Origin of the sequence: Streptomyces sp. NPDC088785 (assembly GCF_044750685.1) — a bacterium.
GTDB lineage: Bacteria > Actinomycetota > Actinomycetes > Streptomycetales > Streptomycetaceae > Streptomyces.
On record NZ_JBIVKH010000017.1, the window covers coordinates 123,173 to 136,277 of the forward strand.

At 73.4% G+C, this 13,105-nt stretch carries 13 protein-coding genes; 4 read left to right on the forward strand and 9 right to left on the reverse strand.

The window, feature by feature from the left end; genetic code table 11:
* Positions 1-30 precede the first annotated feature (30 nt).
* Together ACIP5K_RS32145 and ACIP5K_RS32150 are read right to left on the reverse strand one after the other, a co-directional pair.
* Complete coding sequence (locus tag ACIP5K_RS32145; RefSeq protein WP_401415250.1) at positions 31-522, reverse strand: hypothetical protein; 492 nt, start codon at positions 520-522, stop codon at positions 31-33.
* 161 nt (positions 523-683) lie between these two features.
* Positions 684-1,679, reverse strand: coding sequence for a fibronectin type III domain-containing protein (locus tag ACIP5K_RS32150; RefSeq protein WP_401415251.1), 996 nt, complete (start codon positions 1,677-1,679; stop codon positions 684-686).
* Between the two features lie 179 nt (positions 1,680-1,858).
* Here ACIP5K_RS32150 and ACIP5K_RS32155 point away from each other — a divergent pair, with 179 nt between their 5' ends.
* A complete protein-coding gene (locus tag ACIP5K_RS32155; RefSeq protein ID WP_401415253.1) occupies positions 1,859-2,575 on the forward strand; it encodes a glycoside hydrolase family 75 protein in 717 nt (238 codons plus the stop codon).
* Positions 2,576-2,657: 82 nt separating this feature from the next.
* Here ACIP5K_RS32155 and ACIP5K_RS32160 read toward each other — a convergent pair whose 3' ends face one another.
* The 4 genes from ACIP5K_RS32160 to ACIP5K_RS32175 all read right to left on the reverse strand — a co-directional run bounded on the left by ACIP5K_RS32160 (position 2,658) and on the right by ACIP5K_RS32175 (position 6,160).
* Positions 2,658-3,071 (reverse strand): PTS-dependent dihydroxyacetone kinase phosphotransferase subunit DhaM, encoded by a 414-nt coding sequence (locus tag ACIP5K_RS32160; RefSeq protein WP_401415255.1) that lies wholly within the window; start codon positions 3,069-3,071, stop codon positions 2,658-2,660.
* On the reverse strand, positions 3,068-3,679 hold the full coding sequence (gene dhaL, locus ACIP5K_RS32165; RefSeq protein ID WP_401415257.1) for a dihydroxyacetone kinase subunit DhaL: 612 nt from the start codon (positions 3,677-3,679) through the stop codon (positions 3,068-3,070). Before dhaL ends, ACIP5K_RS32160 begins: the two co-directional genes overlap by 4 nt.
* A 47-nt stretch (positions 3,680-3,726) precedes the next feature.
* Positions 3,727-4,719 (reverse strand): dihydroxyacetone kinase subunit DhaK, encoded by a 993-nt coding sequence (gene dhaK, locus ACIP5K_RS32170; protein WP_401415259.1) that lies wholly within the window; start codon positions 4,717-4,719, stop codon positions 3,727-3,729.
* A gap of 484 nt (positions 4,720-5,203) precedes the next feature.
* Complete coding sequence (locus ACIP5K_RS32175; protein WP_401415261.1) at positions 5,204-6,160, reverse strand: NADP-dependent oxidoreductase; 957 nt, start codon at positions 6,158-6,160, stop codon at positions 5,204-5,206.
* Positions 6,161-6,248: 88 nt separating this feature from the next.
* On the opposite strand from ACIP5K_RS32175, the gene ACIP5K_RS32180 reads away from it, so the two are divergent.
* Complete coding sequence (locus tag ACIP5K_RS32180) at positions 6,249-6,980, forward strand: TetR/AcrR family transcriptional regulator (RefSeq protein ID WP_401415263.1); 732 nt, start codon at positions 6,249-6,251, stop codon at positions 6,978-6,980.
* 238 nt (positions 6,981-7,218) lie between these two features.
* On the opposite strand, the gene ACIP5K_RS32185 is transcribed toward ACIP5K_RS32180, so the two are convergent.
* Positions 7,219-7,746 (reverse strand): CGNR zinc finger domain-containing protein, encoded by a 528-nt coding sequence (locus tag ACIP5K_RS32185; protein ID WP_401415265.1) that lies wholly within the window; start codon positions 7,744-7,746, stop codon positions 7,219-7,221.
* Positions 7,747-7,832: 86 nt separating this feature from the next.
* Between ACIP5K_RS32185 and ACIP5K_RS32190 the strand changes: the two genes are divergently transcribed.
* Together ACIP5K_RS32190 and ACIP5K_RS32195 are read left to right on the forward strand one after the other, a co-directional pair.
* Positions 7,833-8,738: an alpha/beta fold hydrolase gene (locus ACIP5K_RS32190; protein WP_401415267.1), complete on the forward strand. Its 906-nt coding sequence runs from the start codon at positions 7,833-7,835 to the stop codon at positions 8,736-8,738.
* A 422-nt stretch (positions 8,739-9,160) separates the two neighbouring features.
* The gene (locus ACIP5K_RS32195; protein ID WP_401415269.1) at positions 9,161-9,955 is read left to right on the forward strand and encodes an MBL fold metallo-hydrolase; all 795 of its coding nucleotides are present in this window, start codon (positions 9,161-9,163) and stop codon (positions 9,953-9,955) included.
* A gap of 97 nt (positions 9,956-10,052) precedes the next feature.
* Here the strand turns inward: ACIP5K_RS32195 and ppk2 are convergent, their stop codons facing one another.
* Together ppk2 and ACIP5K_RS32205 are read right to left on the reverse strand one after the other, a co-directional pair.
* A complete protein-coding gene (gene ppk2, locus ACIP5K_RS32200) occupies positions 10,053-11,036 on the reverse strand; it encodes a polyphosphate kinase 2 (protein WP_401415271.1) in 984 nt (327 codons plus the stop codon).
* A gap of 671 nt (positions 11,037-11,707) precedes the next feature.
* Positions 11,708-12,595 carry a phosphotransferase family protein gene (locus tag ACIP5K_RS32205; RefSeq protein ID WP_401415273.1) on the reverse strand — a complete coding sequence of 296 codons (888 nt, stop codon included), beginning with the start codon at positions 12,593-12,595 and terminating at the stop codon, positions 11,708-11,710.
* Positions 12,596-13,105: the final 510 nt, after the last annotated feature.

A 13,105-nucleotide genomic window follows, 5' to 3' on the forward strand; every position in this document is an offset into this window, starting at 1 on the left:
GGCGGCCCCTCCGCGTGAGCGCGCACGGGCTCAGGCGCGGCGGCGCCGCAGGTACCAGACGCCGCCGAGCACCGCGGCGGCCACCATGGTGCCGCCCGCCGCGTACGTCAGCGTGCCGAAGTCCTCCGACGCACCGCCCAGGCCGCCCCGGACGCCGCCCAGCGGGCTGGACGTCGCCGAGATCGTGGGGCTCGCGGAGACGGTCACCGATCGGGTGCCCGCCGTCGAGTGGTCCGCGCACACGACCACCACCGTGTACGTGCCGGAGGCGACCCCGGCCCAGGTGGCGCTCCCCGAGGCGAGCGGCGCCTGCCGGCCCTGGGCGAAGTCCGCCTGGCCGGCGGCGAGCAGCGACCCGTTGCCGCCGTTCGCGCAGGCCGTGGTGGTGGCCGTCACCGTGGAGCCCTCGGCGGTGACCGAGACCCCCGCGGCCTGCGCCGCGGGCGCGGCCAGCACCAGCGGCAGCGCGGCGGCGGCCGCGACGGTGAGCCCGGAGCGAGCGATGGTCGACGTCATGCGCATGCTGTCTGCCCTCCGGCGGCACGGGAGGCGGTACGTCCCGTGGCCCGCCCGAGTCGGCAAAGCCCGTGCTGCCTGACGCCCAGCCAAGGACCCCGCCGCCGCGGGCGCATGCGGACCGGGGCCGGGCAGGTGACACGTTCCGTCGTCCGGCCCAGCCGCGCCTACTGACGGCCGGTCACCCGCCGCTCCGGCGAGAACGCGCCCCAGGTCCCGTCCGGCAACTGCGCCCGGATCTTCACCCGGTGCCGCGCCGCGTCGCTCCCGCCCCCGATGTAGAAGCTGTACTTCGCGGTGCCCTCGGGCGCGCTGTCGCCCCACACCACCGTGGTGGCCTGCTCCCCGTCCACGTACACCTGGTACGCCGGAACCTCACCGCCGGTGTCCGGCGGGGTCCAGGTCAGGTCGATGTACGACGCGTCGCCGGAGCGCCGCACGGCCGCCGTGAAGTCGGCGGGCGCGGTGTCCGCGCCCTCGTCCGCGCCCTCGGCCGTCGTCAGGCGGACCGTCCCGCTCGGGGGCGAGGTGTTGTCGGCGGCGTCCCGGGCCCGCACGGTGAAGCGGTACGCGGTCCCCGGCCGCATCCCCGTCAGCACCGCCCGCGTCTGCGTGCCCGGCACGCTGTGGATCTTCGTCGTGCCCTGGTAGACGTCGTACGAGACCACGCCCTTGTCGTCGTCGGACCCGCGCCACGACAGCGACACCGAGCGCGCGCCGTCCGCCGTGCCGCGCAGTCCGGTCGGCCTCGACGGCGCGGAGCGGTCCGCGGCGACGGCGGCCGGGGTCGTCACGGTGACCTTCCGGCTCGCCGGCCCCGCCTCGCCGTCCTCGTCCCGGGCGCGCACCGTGAACACGTACCGGGTCCGCGGCCGAAGTCCGGTGACGTCGACCATCTGCTGACGGGCCGACAGCTCCTTCACCCGGGTCCTGCCGCGGTAGACCTCGTAGCCCTCGACGGCGGCGGTGCTCGCGGGCCGGTTCCACATGACATGCACGGAGGTGGCGCTGCCCGCCTGCGCGGTGACGCCGAGCGGCTCGGAGAGGGCGGGGCCGTCCGCGCCGTCGCCGGACGACAGCAGTCCGCAGCCGGAGAGGGCCGCCAACAGCGCGGTGGCTCCTGCCAGTCGGGGGAGGAGCGGGCGTGGGGGGACGCGTCGCACGGGAGGCCTTCCGCTCGGCGGGACCGGATTGGTACAGACCTGTATGGCACGGCTGATGGGTCCTCATCAAGAGGGGTGCGTGCCCGTCCGGCCCCCGAGCGGTGGACGCGCTCCCGCAGGCGCCCCACATTGGACGGGTATGTCCCCCGCTGTCCCCGCTCCTGACCGAAGGCGTCCGTGTGCACCCTCGTTCCCTGGCTCTCGCCGCCGTGTGCGGCGCCGCCCTCCTCGCGCCGGCCGCGCTGGCCCCGGCGTCCGCCCAGCCGAGCACCCCTCAGGAACCGGACACGGCCGCGCCGTTGGTCCGCGAGGACGGGGTGAGCGCCACCGCGCTGCTCGCCGCCGTGCGCGGCTGTCCGCAGATCTCGCGCGGCCGCTACCGCGAGGACGACGGCGCCCGCGCGAGCGTCCCGGTGTGCGGCCGGCGCGGCGCCGTCTACTGGAAGGCCGACCTCGACGTCGACTGCGACGGCCGCCCCGGCCGGCACTGCAACCGGCGCACCGATCCGCTGTTCCAGAACATGACGGCGTATCAGCAGGCCGACGGACGGCACCTGAGCGCGGAACGGCTGCCGTACGTGGTGGTCCCCGCGGCCAGCCGCATCTGGAGGCCGGCCCGCTCCGGCGTCCGGGGCGGCACGGTCGCCGCGCTCGTCCACCGCGGCACGGTGCGGTACGCGGTCGTGGGCGACACCGGCCCCGCCGACCTCATCGGCGAGGCCTCCTACGCCGCGGCCCGCGCCCTCGGCATCGATCCCGACCCGGTGCGCGGCGGCACCTCCGACGAGGTCACCTACATCCTCTTCCCGGGGACGACGGCCCGCCCCATCCAGAGCCGCCGTGCGGCGGTGACCGCGGGCCGGGCGGCGGCCGAGAAGTTCGCACGCACCCGCTGAGCCGCCCGCGCGGTGGCCGCGGACCCGGCGCCGCCCGCCACCGCCCCGCGACCACCTCGTGCGGCACGCGTGTGCCCGGCACTCACTCCTTGCGGTACGTGTACGCCTCGGACGCGGCGGCCACCACGGCGTCGAGGTCGGCGCCGGCCGACGCGGAGACGACGGCGGCGACCGCCCCCTCCACGAACGGCGCGTCCACGAGCCGGGTGCCGTCGGGGAGTTCGTCGCCCTCGGCGAGCAGGGACTTCACGGTGAGCACCGCGCTGCCCAGGTCGACCAGCACGGCGACCCCCGCACCCCGGTCGACGTCCGCCGCGGCCGCCGAGATCAGCTCGGAGCTGGTGCCGAGCCCACCGTCCTCGGTGCCGCCCGCCGCGGCCAGCGGGGCGAGGGCGCCGCCTCCGGCCAGTCCGGCAGCGAGCCGCGCCACGGACTCGGCGACCTCCCGGCTGTGCGACACCAGCACGATGCCGACGGCCTTGTCCGGGGCGTTCACGCGGCTCCGTCCCCGGCCGTCCCGGCGAGCGCGCCGATCAGCAGCGCCGCCGACGTGGCCCCGGGATCCTGGTGCCCGATGCTGCGCGCTCCCAGGTAGCTGGCCCGCCCCTTGCGGGCCTGGAGGGGTGTCGTCGCCTCCGCGCCGTGCTCGGCCGCGGCCCGGGCCGCGGCGAAGTCCCCGCCGTCCAGCGCGTCCACCGCGGGCACCAGCGCGTCGAGCATGGTCTTGTCGCCCGGCGCGGCTCCGCCGAGCGCCGCCACCGCGTCGACCCCGGCCCGCAGCGCGGCCGCGAGATCCGTCGCGCTCACCTCGTCCGCGTCACCGAGGGCCTTGCCGGTGCGGCGCAGCAGCGTCCCGTACAGCGGCCCGGACGCGCCGCCCACCTTCGAGATCAACTGCCGCCCCGCCAGGGTGAGTACACCGCCCGGGGTGGCCGGCGGCTCCTGTTCGAGGATCTGCGAGACGGCGGCGAAGCCGCGTTGCAGGTTGCTGCCGTGGTCGGCGTCACCGATCGCCGAGTCGAGGTCGGTGAGCCGGGCGGCCTCGCGGTCCACGGCCACCGCGGTCGCGGCCATCCAGCGCCGGAAGAAGTCGGCGTCGAGCACGTGATCTCCTTGCGTGATAGGTACGTTGACGCGTGCGGGCCGGCCGGTCACCTGCCCCAGCGCAGGCCCGCCGTGCTGACCGGCGCGTCCCACAGCCGCAGCAGTTCCTCGTCCGCCTCGCAGAGGGTGACGGAGGCGCCGGCCATGTCGAGGGACGTGACGTAGTTGCCGACGAGGGTGCGGGCGACCGGCACGCCGCGCTCGCCGAGCACCCGCTGCACCTCGGCGTTGAACCCGTACAGCTCCAACAGCGGCGTGGCCCCCATGCCGTTGACGAGCGCCAGGACCGGGCTGCTCGGGGCGAGGTCCTCCAGCACGGCGTTCACCGCGAAGTCGGCGATCTCGCCCGAGGTCATCATGGAGCGCCGTTCGCGGCCCGGCTCCCCGTGGATGCCGACGCCCAACTCCAGCTCGCCGGACGGCAGGTCGAAGGTGGGGGCGCCCTTCGCCGGGGTGCTGCACGCGCTGAGCGCCACCCCGAAGCTCCGCGACCGCTCGTTGACCCGCCGCGCCACGGCCTCCACCCGCTCCAGCGGCTGCCCCTCCTCGGCGGCGGCTCCGGCGATCTTCTCCACGAAGAGGGTGGCGCCGGTGCCGCGCCGCCCGGCCGTGTACAGGCTGTCGGTCACGGCGACGTCGTCGTCGACGAGGACCTTGGCGATCTGGATGCCCTCGTCCTCGGCGAGCTCGGCGGCCATGTCGAAGTTGAGCACGTCACCGGTGTAGTTCTTGACGATGAACAGCACGCCCGCGCCGCTGTCCACGGCGGCCGCCGCCCGCACCATCTGGTCCGGCACCGGCGAGGTGAACACCTCACCCGGGCAGGCCGCCGACAGCATCCCGGGCCCGACGAACCCGCCGTGCAGCGGCTCGTGCCCCGACCCGCCGCCCGACACCAGGGCCACCTGCCCGGCGACCGGCGCGTCCCGGCGCAGGACCACCCGGTTCTCGACGTCGACCACCAGGTCGGGATGGGCCGAGGCCATCCCGCGCAGCGCGTCGGCGACGACGGTCTCGGCCACGTTGATCAGCATTCTCACCAGTACCTCCGGGTGACGATGACGGACGGCGCTCCGACCCGCGTGCTTCCTGGTCGGAGCAGTGGTGGGGGTGCCGGCTCCCGACGGACCCGGCCGCTCCCGGACGGCCCCGGACGATCCCGGGCGGCACGGACCGGCGAAGCCGACCCGACGCCAGTATCGACGGACGCATGGTGTTGAGCACCCGCTGCGGCAGGATCGGTGCGGCGTGCCGGAGCCCTGATTGCGGATCGGGGGCGGCGGCGGTGGTGGGGTCGGCTGCTGGAGCGGGGGCGTCGAGGGGAGGGCGGTGCGGCTGCTTCTCGCTCGGGCCGGCCCCGGGGGTTGGGCTGCGGCCGGCGGCCGTCGGGCGAAGAAGTAGGAAGGGCCGAACAGTTCAGACGGCCCGAACCGTTCAGACGCGCGAGACAGTTCAGCCGGATCAGACAGTTCAGCCGGATCAGATGGCTCAGACAGGTCGAATAGTGCGGACGGGGCGGGCCGGTCAGAGGTCGATGACGACCTTGCCGCGGACATGTCGGGCGGCCTGGAGTTCGACGGCCGCGCGGATGTCCTCGACGGGGTAGGTCGCGGCGAGGGGGACGTGCAGGCGGCCCGCCGCGACGAGGCGGGCGATGTGCGCGAGGGCGTCCGGTGAGGCGTTGGCTCCGTTGGCGGCGGGAACGCCGTCGACCTGGCCCGCGATGGTGCAGATGCGGTCGTCGGGCACGTCCAGCTCGCGCGCGACGCGCACCGTGTCCGTGCCGTGCAGGTCGAGGGCCGCGGTGACCGGGCCCGCACCTAGGGCGCGGACCCTGACGGCCAGCCCCTCTCCGTACGCGACCGGTTCGGCGCCGAGGCTCCGCAGGTACTCCGCCGACGACGGCGAGCCGGTCCCGATGACCCGCGCCCCCGCGATCCGGGCCAGCTGGACCGCGAACACCCCCACTCCGCCGCCCGCGCCACCCACCAGCACCGTGTCCTGCGGGCCGAGGCCCAGGACGTCGAGGGCGGCGGACGCGGTGCTGCCCGCGATCGCCAGCGTGGCGGCGGTGCGGTCGTCGACGCCGTCCGGGGTGTGGTGGGCGACGCCGCGCGCGATGTCCCCGTCCGCGTCGAGGACGATGTGGTCGGCGACGGCCCGGGACAGAGCCGTCCCGAACACGCGGTCGCCCACCGCGTAGTCGCTCACGCCGGCACCGACCCGGTCCACGACTCCGGCGTAGTCGGTGCCGAAGCCGCAGGGCAGGCTCAGGCCGAACCGCGCCGCGGTCTCGGCGTCGGAGGTCATGAACCAGTCCATCGGGTTCAGCCCGGCCGCCGTCACGCGGACGCGGATCTGGCCGTCGCCCGCCCGGGGTTCCGGAACGTCCTGGAGGGTGAGGACCTCCGGGCCGCCGAACGAGTCGAGCAGGACCGCCCTGCTCGCGCCGTCGCGGGGTGCGTCGTCGTGTGGCCGCATGTCGTCCTCGTCTCCTCGTACGCGGGGAGCCGGTCCAAACGGACTATGCTCCGGTTATGGCATCCAGCATAACCGGAGCGTGATCCGTTTGACGAGTTCCAAGCCACCGCGGGGGAAGCGGGCCGACGCCGCCCGCAACCGTGACCAGCTGCTCGACGTCGCGTCGCGCGTGCTCGCCGCGCCCGCCGCCGAGACGTCCATGCGCGCCATCGCCCGGGAGGCCGGGGTCGGTATCGCGACGCTCTACCGTCACTTCCCGACGCGGGAGTCCCTCGTGGAGGCCGTCTACAGCGACCAGGTCGTCCGCCTCACGAGCGGCGCCCGGGAACTGCTCGCCAGTGAGGCCCCGGCCGTGGCGATGCGGCGCTGGATGGACCTCTTCGGCAACTGGGTCGCGACGAAGAACGGCATGCTCGACACCCTCCTCGCCCTGATCGAGTCCGGCGCGGTCGGCCACGCGCGGACCAGGGACGAACTCCTGGACGCGATTTCGGCGATCCTCGACGCGGGCCGCGCGGCCGGGGACCTCCGGCCCGACGTCACCGCCGAGGAGGTCGCGGCCAGCCTGATCGGTATCTTCACCGTCGCGCACCAGGCCGGGGGTGCGTCCGTGGACGGGGGTGCGCCCGTGGACGGGGGTGCGCCCGTGGGCGGGGGCGCGTCCGCTTCCGTATCCGGGGACGCTCCGGTATCGGGGGACGCATCCGCATCCGGGAACGCATCCGCGTCCGGGGGCGCGTCCGCATCCGGGAACGCGGTCACGGCTGACCGCCTCCTGGACATCCTCTTGGACGGCCTTCGCCCACAGAGGGGTGCGTGAAGGCCCGGGGCGCCGAGTCGTGTATCGGCCATGACCGATCCATCGATCCATCGATCCATCGATCCCTCGCCGGCCGGACCAGGACCGGCTGTGAACGAGCCGGTGCGCGACTTTTGAGGTGACATGCCGGGGCCGGCGGTCGGGCTGCGGCTTTTCGGGCCGCGCGAGTTGGGGTGGACCCCGGCGTCCGACGTCGTCCCGTGACTGAAAACGTTCTGCGAGCCGGTCGCGACCACGGTCAGTCCTTGGGCTGGGCGTTCTTCCGCCGTTCGTAATGGCGTCGCGCCTTCATGCGGTTCCCGCAGCCGGCCATGGAGCACCAGCGGGCGCTGTTGCTCTTGGAGTGGTCGATGAGGAACAGGCTGCACTCGTCCGCGTTCTCACATCGCCGGATCCTGCCGGGCGCGCTGCGCTGGAGCGCGGCCCAGGTCACGGCGGCGCGGGCCGCCAGTGCGTGCTGCGCGGGCGCGGCCAACTCCCAGGTGACACCGCTGTCCCCGATGGTGGGCCGGTAATTGACCCCGTCGAGGGCCGGGGCGAGAGCGTCGGGTGCGGCCTCCTCGCGAACGAGCGCTTGCAGGGCGTCGCGGGTGGCGCGCAGGAGCGCGACGTCCTCGTGCGTCTCCCGTCGACCGGTCTGCTCCTCGATCCAGGCCCGGGCGTCCTCGGGGTCGGCGAGGCGATCGGTCCGGGTGCCCTCGACCGTCGGCGTGGTGTTCAGCAGAGCAAGCAGCAGCCCCTCGGCGGGCGTCTCGACCGTGATCATGTCCCTAACCTCCATAAGTCTTTTGACAGGTTACCTCGAGGGGCCTACGGTGTAACCATCAAAGGCGCGTCAAGGAGGTTAGGGCGATGAGTGTTGTGGTGCATCACCGATACGCGACCGTCGACGGCCGGCGGCTCTTCTACCGGGAGAGCGGATCGGCGGACCAGCCGACGCTGGTGCTGTTGCACGGCTTTCCGACGAGCTCGTTCATGTTCCGCAATCTGATCCCGCGGCTGGCGGGCTACCGGGTCATCGCCCCCGATCACCTCGGTTTCGGTCTCTCGGACGCGCCGCGCGTCGAGGAGTTCGACTACAGCTTCGACGCGCTGGCCGACCTGACCGCGGGCCTGCTCGACCAGCTCGGAGTGACGCGGTACGCGATGGTGGTGCAGGACTACGGCGCCCCGATCGGCTGGCGGCTGGCCCTGCGCGACCCGGAGTCGGTGGTGGCGGTGATCAGTCAGAACGGGAACGGCTACGACGAGGGCTTCGTCCCCGACGGCTGGAAGCCCGTCTGGGACTACCAGCGCGAGCAGTCCCCGGAGAACGAGGCGGCACTGCGCGCGGCGTTCACACTGGAGGCGATCCGCGAGCAGTACGTGACGGGCGTCGAGGACGAGAGCGTCCTCTCCCCGGACACCTGGACCCTCGATCACGCCTTTCTCTCCCGGCCCGGCAACGCCGAGGTGCAGTTGAAGCTGTTCCTGGACTACGCCACGAATCCACCGCTCTATCCGGCGCTGCACACGTGGCTGCGCACCAAGCAGATACCGGTGCTCGCCACTTGGGGCAGGAGCGACCCCTTCTTCGGCCCGGACGGGGCGCGGGCGTTCGCCCGGGACACCGACAACGCCGAGATCCATGTGATGGACGGCGGGCACTTCCTTCTGGAGAGCGCGGTCGACGAGGTCGCCGCACTGATCCGCACTTTCCTCGCCACCCATCTGCCCGCGGCGGTGCGGTCCGACGGGAGTGCGAGCCACGCACAGTGAGCCGGGGCGGCCAACTCACCGCGCCACTTCCTGGCGCATCGTCCGAGCTCCGCCCCTGCCGCACGCTGGCAGGACAGGAGTGGCGGCCGGGGGAGCCGGTCGAGGGGCCGGCGAACCCGGTCAACTCGATCCGTCCCCGCGCGCGCCAGGTCTGCCGGTGCACCGGCAGACCGGCACACCGGCACACCGGCACACCGGCACACCGGCACACCGGCACACCGGCACACCGGCACACCGGCACACCGGCACACCGGCGCACCGGCGCACCGGCGCACGGGAAGGTTCCGTGTCTCTCGAACCTTGAGGTCTTCTGGACCTTGAGCTGTGAGCCTTGAGGTGCGGCCGTGCGCGTCCATGGGGGATCACCGCGGCCGTGTCGCCCCACCCCGCCCCGTCCTGACATCCGATCTGTGAGGAACGACATGAACGAACGCCACGACCAGTTCCCCGTCCGCGTTCTCGGCGGACCCACCGCCGTGTTCGAGTACGGCGGCCTGCGGTTCCTGACCGATCCCACGTTCGACGCACCAGGCGAGTACTCCCGCGGCAACGGCCGGGTGATGGCCAAGACCGCGCACCCCGCCGCGGCCCCCTCCAGCCTCGGGCGCATCGACGTGGTCCTGCTCTCGCACGACGAGCATCCCGACAATCTCGACACGGCGGGACGGGCACTGCTCGCCGATGTCCCGCTGACACTGACCACACCCAGCGCCGGACGCCGCCTGGGCGACACCCTGGGAGCCAAGGTCAAGGGACTGGCCGACTGGGAGACCCTCGACCTGGAGCGTCCCCAGGGAGGCACCGTCACCGTGACGGCAGTGCCTGCCATCCATGGCCCGGGCACGCGCGAGGAGGTCGAGCCGATCACCGGCCAGGTCGTCGGCTTCGTACTGACCGGCCACGACCTGCCCACGGTCTACGTCAGCGGTGACAACGCCTCACTCGACGTCGTCGAGGAAATCGCCCTGCGCTGCGGCCCCGTCGACACGGCCCTCCTCTTCGCCGGAGCCCCTCGCGTCCCCGCCCTCTTCGACAACCAGCTCCTCGTCCTGGACAGCGCCATGGCCACCGACGCCGCGCGAATCCTCGACGCCCGGCGGGTCGTGCCCGTCCACTACGACAGCTGGACGCACTTCACGGAGGGGCGCCGGGAGCTGGAGGACGCCTTCGCCGCCGCCGGTATCGCCGCACGACTGGACTGGGGGCAGCCTGACTGACGCCACCGGCCCCACCGGCCCCACCGGCACATCGGCACTCGGCCGCAGGACACCCTGGTCCGGGCCACGGCCGTCCGGGCCGGCCCGGACGGCACGCTCAGGGGTGTTGCCCGGGCCCCGGGCCCCGGGTGGGGTCGGCCAGGCGGCTGGGGGAGAGGTCGGCCGGACCCTCGCCGGGTTCGAGCAGCGTGTCGGCGGGGCCGATCAGCAGCGGGTCCGGCTTGCCGACCGCCTCGACGTCGCGGGCCTGGTAGTCGATGCGGAACAGCAGGTGCCGCATGGCTTCCAGTCGGCCGCGTCGCTTGTCGTTCGTCTTCACCACCGTCCAGGGTGCGTAGTCGGTGTCGGTGGCGCGGAACATCTCGACCTTGGCCCGCGTATAGGCGTCCCAGAGCTCCAGGGAGGCGAGATCGGTGGAGGAGAGTTTCCACTGCCGCACCGGGTCGATCTGGCGGATCGCGAAGCGGGTGCGCTGCTCGGCGCGGGAGACGGAGAACCAGAATTTCACCAGCACGATCCCGTCGTCGGTCAGCATGCGCTCGAAGAGCGGCGCCTGGTCCAGGAAGTGCCGGTGCTGCTCGGGGGTGCAGAAGCCCATCACCGGCTCCACGCCGGCCCGGTTGTACCAGGACCGGTCGAAGAACACGATCTCGCCGGCCGCGGGCAGCTGGCTGACGTACCGCTGGAAGTACCACTGCCCCGCCTCCCGGTCCGTCGGCGTCTCCAGCGCGACGACGCGGGCACCGCGGGGATTGAGTCGCTCGGTGAACCGCTTGATCGTGCCCCCCTTGCCCGCGGCGTCCCGCCCCTCGCACACCACGACCACCCGCAGCCCCTGCTCGCGCACGTGCTTCTGCAACTTCAGCAGCTCGATCTGCAACAGACGCTTGTGCCGCTCGTACTCCTGGCGCTTCAGCTTGGTGGAGTACGGATAGTTCTCCCGCCAGGTCCGCAGTGGACGCCCGTCCTCGTCCAGCAGCAGGGGCCGCTCCGGACGTGACTCGTCCACGAGCAGACCATCGAGCAGCTGCGCCTTCTTCCCGCCGGCCAACCCACACCCCTCTCCAGGAAACACCCACACCTTTGCGTTCCCTTTACCGTAACCCGGGGCGGGCCGCCCATACCTCCCGGCGGCGATCGGCGTCTTTCCGTCGATCTCATCGCGGGTGAGGGCCTCGACGGACTCCCTGCCACGGTCCGGCTGTCCGGCTGTCCGGCTGCGGGAGACGGGGTTCCGTTGCGGCCCTGGCCGTACTTCATGACTGCCGGCCCGGGTACGCGCACCCGCTCCTGATCGACGGCGACGCATGCGTCGCCGACCAGCTCGGCGCGGTTCACGGTGGTCGTGCGCCTGTGGTGGTCGCGGCTGGTCGCAACGACCCGCGTGCCGCGCACCGCGCACCCGTCCGGAGCGTTGACCGGGCCGCGGTCGCTCGCGACGTCGCCGTACCGACTCGCCTTCGGTGGCGGCCGTGCAACCACAACCCTCCAGCGGCCACCCGGGAAGCCGCCTCCGCGGTGCCCCCGTCGCGGCATCCCGGGTGCTCCAACCCGCCATGCCGGCCGGCTCTGGACTCCGGGTGGTCGCCGTAGACGCCCTCGTCGCGATAGGCGGTCCAGATGCCCCCGTTGCGATCGGCCACCAGAACCGGGATGTCATCGCCGAGTGCCAACGCCCTCCGAAGAGCGCCACGTTATGGGCCTCGGCGCACTCGACCGGGTGCTGGAGCGCAAGGGAAAGGGAGCGGTGGTTCAGATTCCGGTCACGGGGGCGGGCGCGGGCAGGTCCAGGACGCGGGCGGCCCAGGGCAGGGCCACCTCCAGCTGGCGCCGCTGCACGTCCCGGACCTGCGGAGCCACCGGGATGTGCGGCAGTCCCGCCCGGCCGGCGAAGAAGCCCGCGACCAGCGCCACCAGCGCGGGTTCCACCTCGCGCACCTTCTCCGGCTCCGGCCCGCCCTCCATGTGGAGGCTGGGCAGCCAGAACGCCACGTCCATGGCCGGATTGCCGTACGCGGCCAGATTCCAGTCGACGAGGACCGCCCGGTCCCCGCGGAAGAACAGGTTGTCGCTGCGTACGTCGAGGTGGAGCAGCGCGTCCCCGGCCAGCGCGGCGGGGTCTCCGACGGACAACAGGGTGGGCAGCGCCCGCGACAGCCACGCGGACGAGCACATGCCGAGCGCGAGGAACGGCTCGGGCGCCCTGGCGACCTCCGGCCACCCCGACCGGTGGAACGCGTTGTCGTCGATGGGAGCCAGCCCCGGCGGCACCGGATGCGCGCTGACCTCGGCGAGGGCGGCCAGCACGGCGTCCACCCGCTCGGCCGTCCAGGGCGGCGGACAGGGAGCCCCGGACAGGTCCTCCAGCACCAGGACCGGCAGTGATCCGTCGTCGTGCCAGCCGAGCACGTCGGGGCGCCAAGGTCCGTCGAGCGCCGAGTAGATCGCGTACTCGGCCCGCAGCCAGGACGCGGTCGTGTCGTCCACCGCGAGCTTGACGAACGCCGACCGCCCGTCCCTCAGCCGCGCCACCGCGTGCTCGGCGTACGTGTACCCGCGACTCACGACGGCGTCGACGGCCAACGGCTCGGCCGGCAGCGCCGGGAGCGCGCGTCGCACGACATCCGCTGCCCGATCCATCCGGGCAGTCTAGGGACGCCCGATCGCGGGGGAGCGTATTTCTGATGCCATGGACGGCGTTCAACCCCGCTGTCCGGAAAGCCAGTTGACCGGGTTGGGGGCCGCGTCTGCTTTCTAGGCCGATTCCGCGGGAAGCGGGCGCCGCGAAACCACGGCACTACGGGGGGCGGAGCACGTGGTGAGTTCAGCTCGCTCCATGGAGAAATTGCAGCAGATGATGGTGCTGACCGCGGCGCGGGGACTGCTCTGGCTCGGGCCGGGCCTCGTCCTGGGGCAGCCGTACAGGCGGCCGTGCGCTGGCCCTCGTCCTGCGAGGTGCCGTCGTGGGGACGGCGACGGTGGCCTGCCTCGCTCCGGCCGGCGTGCTGACCGGCACGGCCATGCCGTGACCCCACCCGGCGGCCGCGCGGTGGAGCGGCACGCGTCCAGTGCGGGCACGTTCAGTTCCGCCGCACGTTCCGCGCCCCTGGACCTGCGGAGCTGAACCTGCGGTGCCACGGGGGCCGGTCA

Bases quoted from the DNA above. Each gene is read 5' to 3' on its own strand.
- ACIP5K_RS32185 (WP_401415265.1), bottom strand. From the start codon at position 7,746: ATGATCACGGTCGAGACGCCCGCCGAGGGGCTGCTGCTTGCTCTGCTG.
- ACIP5K_RS32195 (WP_401415269.1), top strand. From the start codon at position 9,161: ATGAACGAACGCCACGACCAGTTCCCCGTCCGCGTTCTCGGCGGACCC.
- ACIP5K_RS32190 (WP_401415267.1), top strand. From the start codon at position 7,833: ATGAGTGTTGTGGTGCATCACCGATACGCGACCGTCGACGGCCGGCGG.
- ACIP5K_RS32145 (WP_401415250.1), bottom strand. From the start codon at position 522: ATGCGCATGACGTCGACCATCGCTCGCTCCGGGCTCACCGTCGCGGCC.
- ACIP5K_RS32205 (WP_401415273.1), bottom strand. From the start codon at position 12,595: ATGGATCGGGCAGCGGATGTCGTGCGACGCGCGCTCCCGGCGCTGCCG.
- ACIP5K_RS32175 (WP_401415261.1), bottom strand. From the start codon at position 6,160: ATGCGGCCACACGACGACGCACCCCGCGACGGCGCGAGCAGGGCGGTC.